At 45.7% G+C, this 16,889-nt stretch carries 16 protein-coding genes; 15 read left to right on the top strand and 1 reads right to left on the bottom strand.

Annotation, left to right across the window (positions count from 1 at the left end):
• Positions 1 to 68: 68 nt before the first annotated feature.
• The 13 genes from GPK88_RS12300 to GPK88_RS12240 all read left to right on the top strand — a co-directional run bounded on the left by GPK88_RS12300 (position 69) and on the right by GPK88_RS12240 (position 12,828).
• Positions 69 to 1,256: a S41 family peptidase gene (locus GPK88_RS12300; RefSeq protein WP_215707856.1), complete on the top strand. Its 1,188-nt coding sequence runs from the start codon at positions 69 to 71 to the stop codon at positions 1,254 to 1,256.
• 25 nt (positions 1,257 to 1,281) lie between these two features.
• A complete protein-coding gene (locus GPK88_RS12295) occupies positions 1,282 to 2,205 on the top strand; it encodes an AEC family transporter (protein WP_195567227.1) in 924 nt (307 codons plus the stop codon).
• Between the two features lie 126 nt (positions 2,206 to 2,331).
• Positions 2,332 to 2,979, top strand: coding sequence for an L-rhamnose mutarotase (locus tag GPK88_RS12290; protein ID WP_021976893.1), 648 nt, complete (start codon positions 2,332 to 2,334; stop codon positions 2,977 to 2,979).
• A gap of 323 nt (positions 2,980 to 3,302) precedes the next feature.
• Complete coding sequence (locus tag GPK88_RS12285) at positions 3,303 to 4,004, top strand: phosphatase PAP2 family protein (protein ID WP_148447461.1); 702 nt, start codon at positions 3,303 to 3,305, stop codon at positions 4,002 to 4,004.
• Complete coding sequence (locus tag GPK88_RS12280; RefSeq protein WP_148447459.1) at positions 4,001 to 5,017, top strand: lysylphosphatidylglycerol synthase transmembrane domain-containing protein; 1,017 nt, start codon at positions 4,001 to 4,003, stop codon at positions 5,015 to 5,017. The genes GPK88_RS12285 and GPK88_RS12280 overlap by 4 nt, the downstream gene beginning before the upstream one ends.
• 27 nt (positions 5,018 to 5,044) lie before the next feature.
• Complete coding sequence (locus GPK88_RS12275) at positions 5,045 to 5,728, top strand: CDP-alcohol phosphatidyltransferase family protein (RefSeq protein ID WP_148447457.1); 684 nt, start codon at positions 5,045 to 5,047, stop codon at positions 5,726 to 5,728.
• Complete coding sequence (locus tag GPK88_RS12270) at positions 5,725 to 6,591, top strand: phosphatidylserine decarboxylase (protein ID WP_215707855.1); 867 nt, start codon at positions 5,725 to 5,727, stop codon at positions 6,589 to 6,591. The genes GPK88_RS12275 and GPK88_RS12270 overlap by 4 nt, the downstream gene beginning before the upstream one ends.
• A gap of 159 nt (positions 6,592 to 6,750) precedes the next feature.
• Positions 6,751 to 7,431, top strand: a complete 681-nt coding sequence (locus GPK88_RS12265; protein WP_148447456.1) for a response regulator transcription factor — start codon at positions 6,751 to 6,753, stop codon at positions 7,429 to 7,431.
• Complete coding sequence (locus tag GPK88_RS12260) at positions 7,428 to 8,951, top strand: sensor histidine kinase (protein WP_148447454.1); 1,524 nt, start codon at positions 7,428 to 7,430, stop codon at positions 8,949 to 8,951. The genes GPK88_RS12265 and GPK88_RS12260 overlap by 4 nt, the downstream gene beginning before the upstream one ends.
• Positions 8,952 to 9,097: 146 nt before the next feature.
• Complete coding sequence (gene hisH / locus GPK88_RS12255) at positions 9,098 to 9,730, top strand: imidazole glycerol phosphate synthase subunit HisH (protein WP_021976886.1); 633 nt, start codon at positions 9,098 to 9,100, stop codon at positions 9,728 to 9,730.
• Between the two features lie 2 nt (positions 9,731 to 9,732).
• On the top strand, positions 9,733 to 10,491 hold the full coding sequence (gene hisF / locus GPK88_RS12250) for an imidazole glycerol phosphate synthase subunit HisF (protein ID WP_021976885.1): 759 nt from the start codon (positions 9,733 to 9,735) through the stop codon (positions 10,489 to 10,491).
• A gap of 21 nt (positions 10,492 to 10,512) precedes the next feature.
• Positions 10,513 to 11,187 carry a uracil-DNA glycosylase gene (gene ung, locus GPK88_RS12245; RefSeq protein ID WP_021976884.1) on the top strand — a complete coding sequence of 225 codons (675 nt, stop codon included), beginning with the start codon at positions 10,513 to 10,515 and terminating at the stop codon, positions 11,185 to 11,187.
• Between the two features lie 15 nt (positions 11,188 to 11,202).
• Positions 11,203 to 12,828, top strand: a complete 1,626-nt coding sequence (locus GPK88_RS12240; RefSeq protein ID WP_215707854.1) for a putative polysaccharide biosynthesis protein — start codon at positions 11,203 to 11,205, stop codon at positions 12,826 to 12,828.
• 165 nt (positions 12,829 to 12,993) lie between these two features.
• Here GPK88_RS12240 and pepT read toward each other — a convergent pair whose 3' ends face one another.
• Positions 12,994 to 14,220 (bottom strand): peptidase T, encoded by a 1,227-nt coding sequence (gene pepT, locus GPK88_RS12235; RefSeq protein WP_215707853.1) that lies wholly within the window; start codon positions 14,218 to 14,220, stop codon positions 12,994 to 12,996.
• Positions 14,221 to 14,407: 187 nt separating this feature from the next.
• On the opposite strand from pepT, the gene uraA reads away from it, so the two are divergent.
• Entirely contained in the window at positions 14,408 to 15,658 is a 1,251-nt protein-coding gene (gene uraA, locus GPK88_RS12230) for a uracil permease (protein WP_118062122.1), read from the top strand.
• A gap of 176 nt (positions 15,659 to 15,834) precedes the next feature.
• Positions 15,835 to 16,887: a recombinase RecA gene (gene recA, locus GPK88_RS12225; protein WP_148447443.1), complete on the top strand. Its 1,053-nt coding sequence runs from the start codon at positions 15,835 to 15,837 to the stop codon at positions 16,885 to 16,887.
• Positions 16,888 to 16,889: the final 2 nt, after the last annotated feature.

The raw sequence follows: 16,889 nt of genomic DNA, 5'->3' as shown, positions 1-16,889 counted from the left end.
AATAATTTATAGCAGCGGCTGTCGGAAAACCGGCAGCCGTTTTCGGTATATAAAGAAAGAGGAAAGATATGAAAAATAAAGAGTTCAAAAAAGGCGTAGCCATCGGAGTGGCAGCCACGCTTGTTGTGACAGGAGCCGGGTTTGTCAGCTACCAGAAAGTTCTGTTTCCCAAAGGAAATGCGCTGTCAGATATGAAGACAGTCCAGAAGCTGAATTACCTGGAAGAGCTGATCGATGAAGAATATCTGGATGAAAAGGATGAAAGCAGTCTGAGAGAAGGACTTTATGCAGGTCTGCTCAGTGGACTGCAGGATCCATACTCCACTTATTATACGGCAGAACAGTATAAAGAGCTGAATACATCCAACGAAGGTTCCTATGTGGGAATCGGGGCAGTCCTTCAGAAAGATAACGACGGAGGGGCAAAAGTGGTACAGCTTTATGAAGGCGGACCGGGAGAACAGGCAGGGTTGAAAACCGGAGACGTGATCAAAGCAATAGATGGGACGGATGTCACAGAAAAAGAAACTTCCGATATTGCTTCCATGGTTCGTGACAGCGAGAAAGATTCTGTAACACTGACCATACAGAGAGAAAATGAAGAGAAAACCCAGGATATCAAAGTGGAGATCCGGGATGTGGAGATCAAGACTGTTTCCCATGAGATGCTTTCCGGAGACACCGGTTATATCCGGATCTCCGAGTTTTCCGAGGTAACCAGTGATCAGTATAAAAAAGCATTTGCAGATCTTAAAAGTCAGGGAATGAAAAAACTGGTAGTCGATCTCCGTGATAATCCGGGAGGGCTTCTGAATACAGTTTGTGATATACTCCGCCAGATCCTTCCGGAAGGACTGATCGTTTATACAGAGGACAAAAACGGAAAACGGGAAGAGGAAACCTGCGACGGAAAAAATGAACTGGATATACCGCTGGCTGTTCTGGTAAACGGAAACAGTGCCAGTGCATCGGAGATTTTTGCGGGAGCAGTGAAGGACTACGGGATTGGAACCATCGTAGGGACAACTACTTATGGAAAAGGCGTGGTGCAGACCATCCAGCCACTTACCGATGGCAGTGCGGTAAAGATTACCATCGCGAAATATTTTACACCAAAGGGCAATGACATCAACAAAAAAGGAATCACTCCGGATGTGGAGGCAGAGCTTTCCGGAGACATTACAGACTGGGCAGAACTTACACATGAGGAAGACACACAGCTTCAGACGGCACTGAAAGAGCTGGAGCAGAACTGATGCGTACAGAGGGAGAGAAAAGAAAATGATAACTTTACAATTATTGCAGCAGATCATCGTATTTTTTCTGATGATGGCCTGCGGGTTTGGAGTGGTAAAACGTGGACTGATCGATGCGAAAAGCAGCAAGACGCTCTCGGTCATCTGCATTTACATCATCATGCCATGCGTGATGATCAATGCTTTTCAGATTGAATATTCCAGAAGCATCCGGGATGGTTTTCTTCTGGCAATGGCGGCAGCAATCCTGATCCATATTTTCCTTCTGGTATTTATCCAGATCATCGGAAAACCGCTGAAATTAAGCGTGGTGGAAAAAGAATCCATCATCTATTCCAATTCCGGAAATCTGGTGATTCCACTTGTAACAGTAGTCCTTGGTGAAAAATGGGTGATCTATGCCAGTGCGTTTTTAAGCGTACAGATGATCCTGATGTGGACTCATGGACAGTCCCTGATGGAGTCAAAGGCAGGCGTCAACTGGAAAAAAATCCTCTGCAACATCAATCTGATTGCCATTATTCTCGGCATTGTTCTGTTCTTTACGCAGATCAGACTGCCGGTGATTCTTGGAAACGCCATGAGCCAGATCTCGGCTACTCTGGGACCGGTGTGCATGATCATGCTTGGAATGACCATGACGGAGGTAGACTGGAAAGATATTTTCAGCCATTTAAGGATCTATCTGATCACGATCCTGAAAATGGTGGTGACTCCGTTGATTATACTTCTGCTTTTGAAATATCTGCCAGTGGCGTCGCTGGTAAAAGATGGAAAAACAATCCTTCTGATCAGTCTGATGGCGGTGATTACACCGTCGGCAACAACGGTTGTTCAACTGGCGCAGCTCTACGACCAGGATCCGGTCTATGCCAGCACCATCAATGTAATGACAACGCTGGTAAGTATTATAACCATGCCTCTGATGGTGATGTTTTATCTGGCCTGAGAAAGTACTGAATGCAGAGTACGAATATCTGTCTGACAAATATGTCTTCATAATTGTAAATGCAGGATAAAAGTGATAAAATCAATTCAGAATGTGGAGAGAAAAAGACAACAGGAGGAAAGATAAATGGAACGACATGCTTTTGCAATGAAAGTAAAAGAAGGAAAAATGAACGATTACCGTAAGACCTTAGGCGAAATCTGGCCGGAGCTTACCGCATATCTGGATCGCAACGGCATTCATAATTTCAGCATCTGGAATGCTGCAGACCTGATCTTCGGATATTATGAAAATGCAGACGGAGCTGTGATCTCTCCAAAAGAGGAGAAAGTAAAAGCAGCACTGACCGAAAAAATCCAGGATACATTTACCTGGATCTCCACCCCTGGAAAAGACATGCGTCTGATGTATCATAATTTTGGTGTTGTGAGAGAAAACAAAGAGCTGATCCGCCACAGAATGTTCATGACAAAATTAAAAGACGGCTGTGAGGAAGAATACAAAGCCCGTCATGACGGACTTGTGGCACAGAGAGGCGATACAATAGATCCGGGCCCGGACAGCAACTTCAGCATCTGGAGCGCAGGCGGATATATTTTCGGATACGATGAGATCGACACCACCATGGAAGTGGAAGAAACACCGGAAGCAAGAGAGGCAACCATCGCATGGGAGACACGCCAGCTGGGTATCATGGACTGGATCACCAACGATGTAGACTGGATGACAAAAGAAGTACATCCGTCCAGTGTACGTCTTGCATGGCACAATTAAAAAATGGGGAAATAAAAAGGAAGGAGGCCGGGGCTTTGTTTGGAGGTAGCCCCGGCAGTATGAAAAAGAAAAAAGTGTTATCAAAGGTAGTACCCTTTGCACATCTAATAATATACTCACATTTTGTGGTCATTCTGTGACGTCATTCTGAAAAAAGTATGAACAAAAAAGAAAAATTAGCTGAACTGAAATCTTAACAATTCTTAAAATTCCCATATTTAGTTGAAACCATATGCCCCGACTGTTATACTGTGAGTAACAGAAAACATCAGGAAAAAATACGTTTTCTTCCTGAGATCAATAAAATAATGAGGCGTGAATTTATGAAACGTTTTTGGAAATATGTAACAGGGGTTGTACCTGCGTACGGGCTTTTTCCCCTTGTTTTTTCATTTGTATTTAACTGTCTTGTATATTCCGGTTCAAGGGCAATTGCAGGCGGTTGGTACCATCACAACATAGAAAGTAGTCTTGACCTGCGGCTCCCGTTTGTGCCGCAGTTTTTAATTGTCTATTTCGGATGTTATATATTCTGGGCAGTGAATTATATTCTTGCGGCAAGGCAGGAGAAGGAACAGGTTTACCGTTTTTTTACCGCAGATTTTATATCCCGCTGCGTGTGTCTGATCATATTTCTGGTATATCCAACCACCAACACAAGACCGGCGATCGAAGGAAGCGGGTTCTGGAATCTGCTGGCAGGGTGGCTTTATTCCATTGATGCGGCGGATAACCTTTTTCCATCCATTCACTGTCTGGTAAGCTGGTTCTGTTTCCTGGGAATCAAAGATCAGAAAAGAATTCCGGCATGGTACAAGGGCGTATCCTTTGTGCTGGCTGTGCTGGTTTTTCTGTCTACCCTTTTTACCAAGCAGCATGTTCTGGTGGATGTAGCCGGTGGTGTAATCCTGGCACAGATATGCTTTATGCTGGGACAGAAAACAGAAATCTGGCATATTTATGAACGGTTTGGAACTAAAATTGAGAAGAAGATCAACAGATATACAGAAGGTGCCAAGGGATGAAGAGCAGAAAAAAGATCATATTTAACGGAGTGTTTCTGGCAGTAGTGTTTGCCCTGACTGTCTACGGTGTTTTTCACGGAGAAGATTTATCTTCCATGATGGATGCCATACACAGAGCAGATAAACGGTGGCTGGTTCCGGGAATTGCACTGGTAGCATTTTTTATCTGGGGGGAATCCATCATCATCTGGTACATGATGAGGTCCAGTGGGATCTGTCTGAAAAAGAGAACCTGCTTTTTGTTTTCTTCTGTGGGTTTCTTTTTCAGCTGTATCACACCGTCCGCCAGTGGCGGACAGCCCATGCAGATCTACTATATGAAAAAAGAAAAGATTTCCATTCCGGTATCAACGGTGATCCTGATGATTGTAACCATCACCTATAAACTGGTGCTTGTGGTGATCGGTGTGGGAATCGCGATTTTCGGAAGAGGATTTCTCCATAAATATCTGGAAGGAATCCTGCCGGTGTTTTATCTGGGCCTGGCACTGAATATTTTCTGCGTTACATTTATGACCATCCTGGTGTTCCATCCCCTTCTGGCAAAAGCAATCCTGGTAAAGGGAATGAAACTTCTGGAGCGGCTTCATCTGATGAAGAAAAAAGAGGGGCGGCTGAAAAAACTGGAAGATTCCATGGATACTTACCGAAATACTGCGGCATATCTGAAGAATAATCCATTTGTGATCGTTAAAGTTATTGGAATCACTTTTATCCAGCGTATGGCACTGTTTGCGGTAACCTGGTTTGTATATCAGGCTTTTGGCCTTCACGGTACCGGATTCTGGGAGATCCTTTTTCTCCAGGCAGTGATCTCGGTATCTGTGGATATGCTGCCGCTTCCGGGAGGAATGGGAATCAGTGAGACGTTGTTCCTTAATATTTTCAGCCCGGTATTCGGGGGACTGCTGCTTCCGGGAATGGTACTTAGCAGAGGTCTTGGATATTACGGGGAACTGCTGATCAGTGCAGTGTTTACAGTAGTGGCGCAGCTGACTATTGGGAAAAAGTAATCGAAAGAGAAAAAATGAGGTGTGCAAATGATAGGATTTTATGATTACACGGTAATAATGACTTACATAAGCGTAGTGTCTTCCATGATCGGGATCTTCTGCGCTGTGACAGACCATATTTCGGCAGCAGTGTGCTGTCTGGCATTTTCCGGACTGTGCGATATGTTTGACGGAAAGATTGCGAGAACCAAGAAGAACAGAACGGAGGAAGAGAAGTGTTTCGGAATTCAGATCGATTCCCTTGCAGATATCGTCTGTTTTGGAATCCTTCCCATTGTGTTGGGATTTAAACTTGGTATGTATCATATTTACGGAATTGCCATTCTTTTATTCTATGGCCTTGCAGGCCTGATCCGCCTGGCATATTTCAATGTTATGGAAGAGAAACGCCAGAATGAAACTTCCGAGAACCGGAAATATTATCAGGGACTTCCCATCACGTCCATGTCCGTGATTCTGCCTCTTCTGTTTGTGGTATCACTGCTTTTTCCGGAGTATAAATGGTTCGTGGTGATCCTTCACATTGCAATGCTGGCAGTAGGACTTCTGTTTATCCTGGATTTTAAATTCCGTAAGCCGACCAACCGGGAGCTGGTGATCATCGTTGCGGTAGTTGCAGTGGCAGTTCTTCTGGTCCTTTTCTACAATGAAGGATGGTGGAAATTCAATTATCTCTACAAACTTTCCATGGAGAGAGGCGGTAGTTTATGATCCGGACAGCAGACAGAAAGGGAAATATTAAAGAAGAGGATTCTTTTCAGAATAATCTATTGGAAAAGATCTATGGTTCAGTGGCCGGGCGTATGATGATCCGTCCCCTGGTCAATCCGGCTGTTTCCATTGCCATGGGAAAATTTCTGGATTCCAGGATTTCGGCGGCAGCGGTGGAACCGTTTATCCGGCTCAATCATCTGGATATGAGTGATTATGAAAAACGGAAATATACTTCCTACAATGATTTCTTTAAGCGTAAGATCCGAAAAGATGCCCGCAGGATCGATATGGAACCCGGGCATTTTATCAGTCCCTGTGACTGCCGTGCCAGCGTATATCCTGTAGATGAAAAAGCCCGTCTTCATATCAAACAGACTGAATATACAGTGGAGGAACTTTTAAGGAATCCTTCCCTTGGAAAAAGATATCAGGGTGGTTATGTATGGGTACTTCGTCTCTGCGTCCAGGATTATCACAGATATATTTACCCGGATAATGCAGCAGAGTCCAGGCGGATCCGAATCCCGGGAATCCTGCATACAGTCAATCCCGTAGCAAACGATGCCTGTCCTATTTATAAAGAAAACAGCCGGGAATATTCCCTTCTGAAAACAGAAAATTTCCGTACCGTGCTGATGATGGAAGTTGGTGCTCTCTTTGTGGGGAAGATCGAAAACCGGCCAAGAAGGGCATCTGTGAAACGTGGAGAGGAAAAAGGCAATTTTGCTTTCGGAGGTTCCACCATTGTGCTGATCACCGAAAAAAATGCGGTAAAGCCAGATGAAGATATCCTCAAAAATTCACAGGCAGGAATGGAAACAAGAGTACTTATGGGAGAAAAAATCGGAGAATCCTTTTGAATGTGAAAGGGTTCTCTTTTTTATATTTGCTTTACACAAAATTTTCTTAAAAAATGAAATTACGTTCACACACACAACACAAACCTATGATATATTACCAGTATAAATGACGAGAATATACACGACAGAGGGATAATCATAGAAACGGAGGAAGATAGAATGGACGCATTAAAGATTCTTGTAGTAGATGACGAAAGCAGAATGAGAAAACTGGTAAAAGATTTCCTGACCAAAAAGAATTTCCAGGTACTGGAAGCTGGTGACGGTGAGGAAGCCATGGATATTTTTTATAAAGAAAAAGACATCGCACTGCTGATTCTGGACGTGATGATGCCGAAGATGGACGGCTGGGAAGTATGCCGTGAGATTCGCAAGAATTCCAAGGTTCCGATTATCATGCTGACAGCAAGAGGCGATGAACGTGATGAACTTCTGGGATTTGAACTTGGGGTAGATGAATACATTTCCAAACCTTTCAGCCCAAAGATCCTGGTGGCACGTGTAGAAGCTATCCTTCGAAGAACCGGACAGAGTAACCCGGACGAGGTACTTTCCGCAGGTGGCATCGTTATCGACAAGGCAGCACATCAGGCAACGGTAGATGATAAACCGATGGATTTAAGTTTCAAGGAATTCGAGCTTCTGACATATTTCCTGGAGAACGAGGGAATCGCCCTTTCCAGAGAAAAGATCCTCAATTCTGTGTGGAATTATGATTACTTCGGAGATGCAAGGACCATTGATACCCATGTCAAGAAGCTGAGAAGCAAAATGGGCGACAAAGGAGAGTACATCAAGACAGTCTGGGGTATGGGATACAAGTTTGAGGTAGGAGAATGAAAAAGCAGGCGAAAAAACAAAAGCAGAAAAAAATCCACAGTCTCCGCCATCAGATCACCGCATATTTTATCGGACTGCTGTTTTTATCCATCCTGACCATCACCGTGATCAACGGAGCTTTTCTTGAAAAATATTATGTGACAAAAAAAATCGATGTACTTCTGGATCTCCGCACAACGCTGGAAAATACAGACATTGACAAGATGATGAACAGTGACAGCGGGGAAGGATCAGAAAGTATCCCGGATGAGGTGCAAAGGGCAAGCTCCAGAAACAATCTTTCCTGGGTCATCATCGACAGCAGCAATACCAGCTGGCTTTCCTGGGGCGAAAATGAAAAAATGCTTCAGAGCAAACTGTTTGGCTATGTCTACGATCTGGATGAGGACGGAGATAAGAGCCGGACTCTGAAAGAAGGCGACAACTATACGATTCAGCAGTCCCACGACCGGTTTGCGGGAATGGATTATGTGGAATGTTGGGGACAGCTGGATGATGATCATTATTTTATTATAAGGACACCACTTGAAAGCATCCGGGAGAGCGCCAATATTTCCAATAAGTTCTACTTTGTGGTAGGCCTGATGATCATAATCTTAAGCGGCCTGATCATTATGGTTGTGACCAGACGGATCACCCGTCCCATCAGTGAGCTTACGGATCTTTCAAAAAAAATGTCAGATCTGGATTTTGAGGCAAAATACGAGAGCAAGGTGGGCAATGAGATCGATGTCCTGGGAGATAATTTCAACCGGATGTCTTCACAGCTTGAGACCACCATCAGTGAACTGAAATCCGCAAACAATGAACTGCAGCGGGACATTGAGGACAAGATCAAGATCGACAAGATGCGAAAAGAATTTCTGGATAACGTATCTCATGAGCTGAAAACTCCCATCGCTCTGATCCAGGGCTACGCAGAAGGTCTGAAAGAAAACATTTCCGATGACCCTGAGAGCAGAGAGTTCTACTGCGATGTCATTATGGATGAAGCTTCCAAGATGAATAAACTGGTAAAAAATCTTCTTACCCTGAACCAGCTGGAATCCGGCAAAGATGCAGTTGTGATGGAGCGGTTTGATATCGTATCCCTGATCCGTGGTGTACTCCAGACCATGAATATCATGATCGGACAGAAAGAGGCCAATGTGATCTTTGAGGCGGAGAAGCCGGTTTATGTATGGGCCGATGAGTTTAAGATCGAAGAGGTTGTGACAAACTATGTAAGCAATGCCCTGAATCATCTGGATGGTGAAAAAGAGATCGAGATCAAACTTCAGGATGAGGATAACCGTGTGAAGATCAGTGTATTTAACACAGGAACTCCGATCCCTGAGGCAGATGTGCCAAATCTCTGGAATAAATTTTATAAAGTTGATAAAGCGAGAACCAGGGAATACGGTGGAAGCGGTATCGGTCTGTCCATTGTAAAAGCTATCATGGAAAGCATGAACCAGGAATACGGCGTGCAGAACTTTGACAATGGTGTGGAATTCTGGTTTACACTGGATCGGAAATAATGAAACTTTAGTGTGATAATGCGAAAAAACGGGCGGCAGCAGAGAAAAGTCTTTGCAACCGCCTGTTTTTGCGTTATACTAAATCAATGTAAATCGAAGGTGAGAGAGGAATATCGAGATACAAAAGAGCAGGAGGAAGCATTATTATGATAGGAATCATTGACTACGATGCAGGAAACATAAAAAGTGTGGAAAAAGCACTTCAGTATCTGGGACAGGAGACTGTCGTCTCAAGAGATCCCCAGGTGCTTCTGAAAGCAGATAAAGTAATTCTTCCAGGTGTTGGAAGTTTTGGCGATGCTATGGAGAATCTCAATAAGTACGGACTTGTTCCGGTAATACATGAGATCGTGGAAAAAGGAACTCCATTTCTTGGAATCTGTCTTGGACTGCAGCTGCTTTTTGAGAGCAGTGATGAGACTCAGGGAGTGGAAGGCCTTGGAATCCTGAAGGGAAAGATCTTACGGATCCCGCCAAGCCCGGGACTGAAGATCCCGCATATGGGATGGAATTCCCTGCATCTTCAGAACAGCGGAAGATTATTTAAAGATATTCCGGAAAACACATACGTTTACTTTGTACATTCCTATTATCTTCAGGCAGAAGATGAAGAGATCGTGAAAGCCACCACGCAGTACAGTACATGTATTCACGCATCTGTGGAGAAGGGGAATGTATTTGCATGCCAGTTCCACCCGGAAAAAAGCAGCCGGTGGGGCTTGAAGATCCTTGAGAATTTTGCGGCACTTGAGGCAGGCACCGGAAAGGAGGAGGCATAATCATGTTTACAAAACGAATTATCCCATGTCTGGACGTAAATAAAGGACGTGTAGTAAAAGGCGTGAATTTTGTTGATCTGAAAGATGCCGGAGATCCGGTGGAAATTGCCAAAGCTTATGACGCAGCCGGTGCGGACGAGCTTGTTTTTCTTGATATCACGGCTTCCTGTGAAGAGCGTGATACGGTGGTAGATATGGTAAGAGCTGTTGCTGCCAATGTATTTATCCCCTTTACCGTAGGTGGAGGAATCCGTACTGTGGATGATTTCCGGAAACTTCTCCGTGAAGGTGCAGATAAGATCTCTGTAAATTCCGCAGCCATCGACCGCCCGGAGCTGATCCATGAGGCTGCACAGAAATTCGGAAGCCAGTGTGTGGTAGTTGCCATTGATGCCAAGAGAAGGCCGGATGGCGGCTGGAATATCTACAAACATGGCGGAAGACTGGATACCGGTATCGATGCTCTTACATGGGCAAAGAAGGTGGAAGAACTTGGCGCAGGTGAGATCCTTCTTACCAGCATGGACTGTGACGGAACCAAGGCAGGATATGATATTGAACTTACAAGAGCTGTTGCAGATGCGGTTTCCATTCCGGTGATCGCTTCCGGTGGTGCCGGAACTCTGGAGCATTTTTATGATGCACTGACTGAAGGCGGAGCAGACGCGGCACTGGCAGCATCTCTGTTCCACTACAAAGAACTGGAGATCCGGGAAGTGAAGGATTACCTTGCGGAAAAAGGAATTTCCGTGAGAAGATAAGTTGGATGAGAGGTGAAGGATATGGCTCCTATAGCGGGAGACTGGCAGGAGGCGCTGAAAGGTGAGTTTCACCAGCCTTACTATGCTAAACTTTATAAAACCGTGATGACAGAATACAGAACAAGAAAGATTTTTCCGCCTCCGGAAGATCTGTTCAATGCGTTTCATTTTACGCCGCTGCATCAGGTGAAGGTTGTGATCCTGGGACAGGACCCCTATCACAATGACGGACAGGCCCACGGGCTTTGTTTTTCCGTAAAAAAAGGTGTGGAAACACCGCCATCCCTGGTGAATATTTATAAAGAACTTGAGGATGATATGGGATGTTACATCCCAAACAACGGCAATCTGGAAAAATGGGCAAAACAGGGCGTGCTTCTTTTAAACACAGTGCTGACAGTCCGTGCCCATCAGGCCAATTCCCACAGGGGGATCGGCTGGGAACAGTTTACCGATGCCGCCATCCGGATCCTGGACGAGGAGGACCGTCCAATCGTATTTCTTCTCTGGGGCCGGCCTGCCCAGATGAAAGCATCCATGCTTCACAATCCGAAGCATCTGATCCTGGAAGCACCACATCCAAGCCCCCTTTCTGCTTACCGGGGATTTTTCGGATGCAAACATTTCAGTAAGGCCAACGAATTTCTGAAAGCCAACGGGGAAGAACCCATTGACTGGCAGATCGAGAATATTTAAGTTAAGGAAAGTAAAATGGGTAAAAAAAACGATAACACACTTGTGAAAAACGCCTCTTTTCTTATGGTTGCGGCGCTGATCTCCAAGATCATCGGAATGCTGTACAAGAGCCCGCTTTCAACCACACTGGGAAGCCAGAGTTTTGCACTTTTCCAGTTTGCACAGAATGTATATTTCATTCTGCTGATGATCGCGTCTTTCAGTATTCCACAGGCGGTATCCAAGATCATGGCGGAAAAGATCGCTTTTCACAGATATAAAGATGCACAGAAAGTATTTTACGGTGCTCTGATCTATGCGGCAGTTGCCGGCGGCATCGTGGCACTTGTCTGTGTATTTGGTGCGGGAATCCTGGTTCCGGACAGTATGGCAAATGCCCGTCTGGCACTGCAGATGCTTGCGCCTACAATTTTCATGTCTGGTCTGTGCGGTGTATTCCGCGGATATTTCCAGGCATACCGCAATATGATGCCGACATCGATCTCACAGATTATTGAACAGATTTTTGTGGCAACCTTTGCGCTTCTGATGTCACATGTATTTATTCAGCACTTCTCCGCAACGGGAGATATGGATCTGGTCCATCGCTGGGGTGCGGCAGGTGCTACCATGGGTACCGGTGCCGGTGTGGCGTCCGCTCTGATCTTTATGCTGATCGTCTACGGGGTAAACCGTAAGATCATTCGAAAAAGGATCGCTAATGACCATCACTCTGTGAATGAGAGCATGGGACATGTAATGAGTAATATCGTGCTTATCATCATGCCGATCATTCTCAGCGCATTTATCTACAACGTAAACGGATATATCAACAGCTATATGTATTCCGGTATTATGGACATCAAAGGCGCTGCCAAAGACGTGATCCAGACCCTGTATTCCGAGTACGGATATTATATGACACTGATCAATATCCCGCTTACCCTGGCAAGTACGGCGCCGACTTCCATGATTCCAGAGGTTTCTGCACATTATGCCATGCATGATATCGAAGGCGCCAATATGAAAACAGACCGTGCCACATGGATCAGCATGCTGATCTCCATTCCGGCGGCAGTAGGTCTTGCGGTTCTTTCCGGACCGATCACAAGACTGATCTTCCCGGGAACCAATGGTGTGGGCGGACAGCTTCTGATTCTGGGAGGGATTACCATTATCCTCAACGGTAACTCTAATATTACCAACGGTGTACTTCAGGGAATCGGCAAGCCGAAACTTCCGATGATCCATGCAGCCATCGCTCTGGTGGCCGATGTGATCGCTATGGCACTGCTTCTGGTATTTACCAACCTTGGAGTTTATACCATTGTCATCGCGCAGATCGTCTATGCGGTTGTGATGTGTCTTCTTAATGACCGTTCCATCAAGAAATACATGGGTTATAAGAATCCGTGGAGAAGTGCTTATTTAAGCCCGTTCCTGGCATCTATTCCAATGGGAGTTGTTGCAGGAGTGGTATATTACGGACTGTATGCGCTGATTCACTCCAATGTGATCTGCCTTGGTATTTCTGTGATTCTGGCAGCTACAGTGTACTTTATTGTATATCTGTTTGTAAGTAAGCCAAGTGAAGAAGATCTGGGCATGATGCCTGGTGGAAGGTATATGAAGAAACTGGCGAGAATGATGAAGATTATTTAACCGAATCAAGGAAGTCTTCGTCTGATTCGACCTGGTTCAGATGAATTTTATATGGTATAGAAATACCCACAGATTTATTCCGGAAAATAACCGGCTGGAGGATCTGTGGGTATTTTTTGTTTATATCAGATTTCTGGCGATTCAGGTTTTTGAAGAAATTTCTTTTTAGCCTTTCCTTTGGGAAAACAGTTTTATAATCTCCAGGGTAACATCTACAGCAGCATCCATTCCTTCAACAGTAATGTGCTCATAAGGCCCGTGATAGGCATGTCCGCCGGTTCCAAGGTTCGGGCAGGGAAGTCCCATGAAACTTAACTGGGCTCCGTCTGTGCCGCCACGGATAGGCAAGATCAGCGGTGTGACACTGCAGGCACGGCAGGCATCCTCTGCCAGGGTGATCAGCCACGGGCAGGTATCAATGATCTCTTTCATATTGCGGTACTGCTGGGTGATGGTAAGGGTCACGGTACCTTCACCCCATTTTTCGTTGAGAATTTTGGTGATATGTGCAAGAGTCTTCTGGCGGACTTCAAAAGAAGCGGCATCGTGATCCCGGACAATATACTGAAGTTCAGCCTGGGAAACATCTCCTTTCATGGAGCACAGATGGAAAAATCCCTGATAGTCCTCTGTGTTCCTTGGCGTATCCGCAGAGGGGAGCATGGAATTAAATTCCATGGCAACAAGGGCAGCGTTGATCATGGTATTTTTGGAAGAACCGGGATGGACATTAACACCCTGGAAAGTTACCTTTGCGCTGCAGGCATTGAAGTTTTCGTACTGGATCTCGCCTTCCGTATCTCCATCCAGGGTGTAGGCATAATCTGCACCGAATTTTTTTATATCAAAGTGAGCAGGCCCCATGCCAATCTCTTCATCCGGTGTAAAAGCAACACAGAGAGGCCCATGAGGGATTTTTTCCACAAGGATATGCTCCAGCGCTGTGACGATTTCTGCGATTCCTGCCTTGTCATCTGCGCCCAGAATTGTGGTTCCGTCTGAGGTGATGAGTGTCCGTCCGGCAAGAGAAGTAAGGTGTGAGAACATTTCCGGAGAAAGCGTTCTGCCGCTTGTACCAAGAGGGAGTTCTTTTCCATCATAATTTTCAGTGATCACAGGTGTGACTGCATGGTCGCAGAAATCGGAAACTGTGTCCATATGTGCGATAAAGCCGAGGGCTTTGCAGTGTTCCAGACCTTCTGTGGCCGGAAGATGCGCGTAAACATAGCAGTGATCGTCCAGTGTTACATCAGAGATGCCAAGCCCTTTCAGTTCCTCCACAAGAAGGCGGGCCAGGTCAAACTGACATCTGGAAGAAGGGGAGGAAGTGCTTTCTTCGTTGCTTGGTGTGAATATTTTTACATAGGATAAAAGTCGTTCGTATGCTTTCATAGAAGAAAAGTCCTTTCTGAAAAAATTCGTCCGGAACAGACTGTACTTGCATTTGCGGAATCCGTCTGTTTTCCAAGAGATAACAACAGTATACCACACAGCATACGCATATTTGCGGAAAAAATCTCCCACGATGAGAAAACCTGTGCTATAATCGGTGGGATAATAAAAAACGGAGGATTTGAGAGTGGAAAAAAGAATCATACAGGTCGAAGAAAAAGTACCTGCAAAAATGCTGATACCGTTAAGTATCCAGCACATGTTTGCCATGTTCGGAGCATCCGTACTGGTGCCGTTCCTTTTTGGCATCAATCCGGCCATCGTGCTTTTGATGAACGGCGTGGGAACACTTCTTTTTATTTTCATCACAAAAGGAAAGGCACCGGCATACCTAGGCTCCAGTTTTGCCTTTCTTTCACCGGCACTTCTGGTCATCAGCAAGTACGGTTATGAGTATGCCCTTGGCGGTTTCGTCGTACTTGGTATCGCAGGTATGTGCGTGGCGTTTATTGTCCGTCAGTGTGGAACGGACTGGATCGATATCGTGCTTCCTACCGCGGCAATGGGACCGGTAGTTGCACTGATCGGTCTGGAACTTGCGGGAAATGCGGCAAGCACGGCAGGACTTCTGGATGAAAAGGTAGATCCGAAGAATGTGATCGTATTTCTGGTGACACTTGGAGTTGCGGTATTCGGGCAGATCCTGTTCCGTGGTTTTCTTTCTGTTATTCCGATCCTGATCGCGATCATTGCAGGATATGTGGCAGCAGGGGCATGCGGACTTCTGGATTTTACCCAGGTAAGAGAAGCGGCGTTTTTTGCTCTTCCCAACTTTACATCCCCGAAATTTAATTTTGAGGCTGTCATGACGATTTTCCCCGCACTGCTTCTGGTAACTTCCGAGCATATCGGACATCAGATCGTAACCGGAAAGATCGTCGGAAGGAATCTTCTGAAAGATCCGGGTCTTCACAGATCCCTGTTTGCGGATTTCTTCTCCACTACAGTTTCCGGATGCCTTGGTTCTGTGCCGACCACCACTTACGGTGAGAACATCGGTGTTATGGCTGTGACAAAGGTTTACAGCGTACAGGTTATCGGCGGTGCGGCAGTGCTTTCCATCTGCTGTTCTTTCCTTGGCAAACTGGCAGCTCTGATCAGTACTATCCCTGGTCCGGTTATCGGCGGAATTTCTTTCCTCCTTTACGGAATGATCGGAACTTCCGGACTTCGTATGCTGGTTGACAATCACGTGGATTACAGCAAATCCAGAAACCTGACACTGACAAGTGTTGTCTTTGTTGTGGGACTTTCCGGAATTGCCCTGAAACTTGGAAATGTGGAGCTTACCGGTATGGTACTGGCGTGTGTGGTTGCCATGGCATTAAGCCTTGTGTTCTATATCCTGGATAAACTGAAACTGACCAACGATCAGTAAAAAATAAGCGGCGTTCATTTTACAAAGCAGATAAAAAGGGAAACCTTTCTATCTGCTTTTTCTGCTTGACAATCATTCCGTTTTATAATACTATGTAATACAGAAAACACGAACAAAGGTTCGAAAAAAACAGGAAACTTAGCGATAGAAGAGAAGAAAGAATAGGAGATTGCAGAATGATCAGTGAAGAGAAGCAGAAGGCGCTGGAAGCAGCCCTTGGAAATATTGAGAAGCAGTTTGGTAAGGGCTCTGTTATGAAACTTGGAGATTCCAGCTCCCATATGCAGGTGGAGGCTGTTCCTACAGGATGCTTAAGCCTTGATATCGCTCTTGGCGTAGGTGGTGTGCCGAAGGGACGTATCGTGGAAATCTACGGACCGGAGTCCAGTGGTAAGACAACCGTAGCTTTACATATGGTTGCCGAGGTTCAGAAGAGAGGCGGAATCGCAGGATTCATCGATGCGGAGCATGCCCTTGATCCGGTTTACGCCAAGAATATCGGTGTGGATATTGATAATCTTTATATTTCACAGCCGGATAACGGAGAGCAGGCTCTGGAGATTACAGAGACCATGGTGCGCTCTGGTGCTGTGGATATCGTGATCGTGGACTCTGTTGCAGCATTGGTTCCCAAGGCAGAGATCGAAGGCGATATGGGAGACAGCCATGTGGGCCTGCAGGCACGTCTGATGTCACAGGCACTCCGTAAACTGACTGCTGTTATCAGCAAGTCCAACTGTGTGGTAATCTTTATCAACCAGCTCCGTGAGAAGGTCGGCGTAATGTTCGGTAATCCGGAGACCACAACCGGTGGACGTGCCCTGAAATTCTATGCATCTGTCCGTATGGATGTACGCCGTGTAGAGACACTGAAGCAGGGCGGTGAGATGGTAGGTAACCATACCCGTGTGAAGGTAGTTAAGAACAAGGTGGCTCCTCCATTTAAACAGGCAGAATTTGATATCATGTTCGGAACCGGTATTTCCAGAGAGGGAGACATCCTGGATCTTGCGGCAGACTGCTCCATTGTAAATAAGAGCGGCGCATGGTATGCATACGAGGGTGATAAGATCGGACAGGGACGTGAGAATGCCAAGCTGTTCCTGAGAGAGCATCCGGAGATCCGTGATGAGATCGAGAAGAAGGTACGTGTACAGTATCACCTGGATCCGGCAGATGAAACAGCAGAAGCTGCGACACAGACAGCGGATACGGAAGAAGAGGAATAATC

It is taken from the genome of Blautia sp. MCC269 (assembly GCF_018785655.1).
GTDB lineage: Bacteria > Bacillota > Clostridia > Lachnospirales > Lachnospiraceae > Blautia_A.
This window is presented reverse-complemented; position numbering and strand designations above follow the sequence as displayed.

Bases quoted from the DNA above. Each gene is read 5' to 3' on its own strand.
- GPK88_RS12300 (WP_215707856.1), top strand. From the start codon at position 69: ATGAAAAATAAAGAGTTCAAAAAAGGCGTAGCCATCGGAGTGGCAGCC.
- GPK88_RS12295 (WP_195567227.1), top strand. From the start codon at position 1,282: ATGATAACTTTACAATTATTGCAGCAGATCATCGTATTTTTTCTGATG.
- GPK88_RS12290 (WP_021976893.1), top strand. From the start codon at position 2,332: ATGGAACGACATGCTTTTGCAATGAAAGTAAAAGAAGGAAAAATGAAC.
- GPK88_RS12285 (WP_148447461.1), top strand. From the start codon at position 3,303: ATGAAACGTTTTTGGAAATATGTAACAGGGGTTGTACCTGCGTACGGG.
- GPK88_RS12280 (WP_148447459.1), top strand. From the start codon at position 4,001: ATGAAGAGCAGAAAAAAGATCATATTTAACGGAGTGTTTCTGGCAGTA.
- GPK88_RS12275 (WP_148447457.1), top strand. From the start codon at position 5,045: ATGATAGGATTTTATGATTACACGGTAATAATGACTTACATAAGCGTA.
- GPK88_RS12270 (WP_215707855.1), top strand. From the start codon at position 5,725: ATGATCCGGACAGCAGACAGAAAGGGAAATATTAAAGAAGAGGATTCT.
- GPK88_RS12265 (WP_148447456.1), top strand. From the start codon at position 6,751: ATGGACGCATTAAAGATTCTTGTAGTAGATGACGAAAGCAGAATGAGA.
- GPK88_RS12260 (WP_148447454.1), top strand. From the start codon at position 7,428: ATGAAAAAGCAGGCGAAAAAACAAAAGCAGAAAAAAATCCACAGTCTC.
- hisH (WP_021976886.1), top strand. From the start codon at position 9,098: ATGATAGGAATCATTGACTACGATGCAGGAAACATAAAAAGTGTGGAA.
- hisF (WP_021976885.1), top strand. From the start codon at position 9,733: ATGTTTACAAAACGAATTATCCCATGTCTGGACGTAAATAAAGGACGT.
- ung (WP_021976884.1), top strand. From the start codon at position 10,513: ATGGCTCCTATAGCGGGAGACTGGCAGGAGGCGCTGAAAGGTGAGTTT.
- GPK88_RS12240 (WP_215707854.1), top strand. From the start codon at position 11,203: ATGGGTAAAAAAAACGATAACACACTTGTGAAAAACGCCTCTTTTCTT.
- pepT (WP_215707853.1), bottom strand. From the start codon at position 14,220: ATGAAAGCATACGAACGACTTTTATCCTATGTAAAAATATTCACACCA.
- recA (WP_148447443.1), top strand. From the start codon at position 15,835: ATGATCAGTGAAGAGAAGCAGAAGGCGCTGGAAGCAGCCCTTGGAAAT.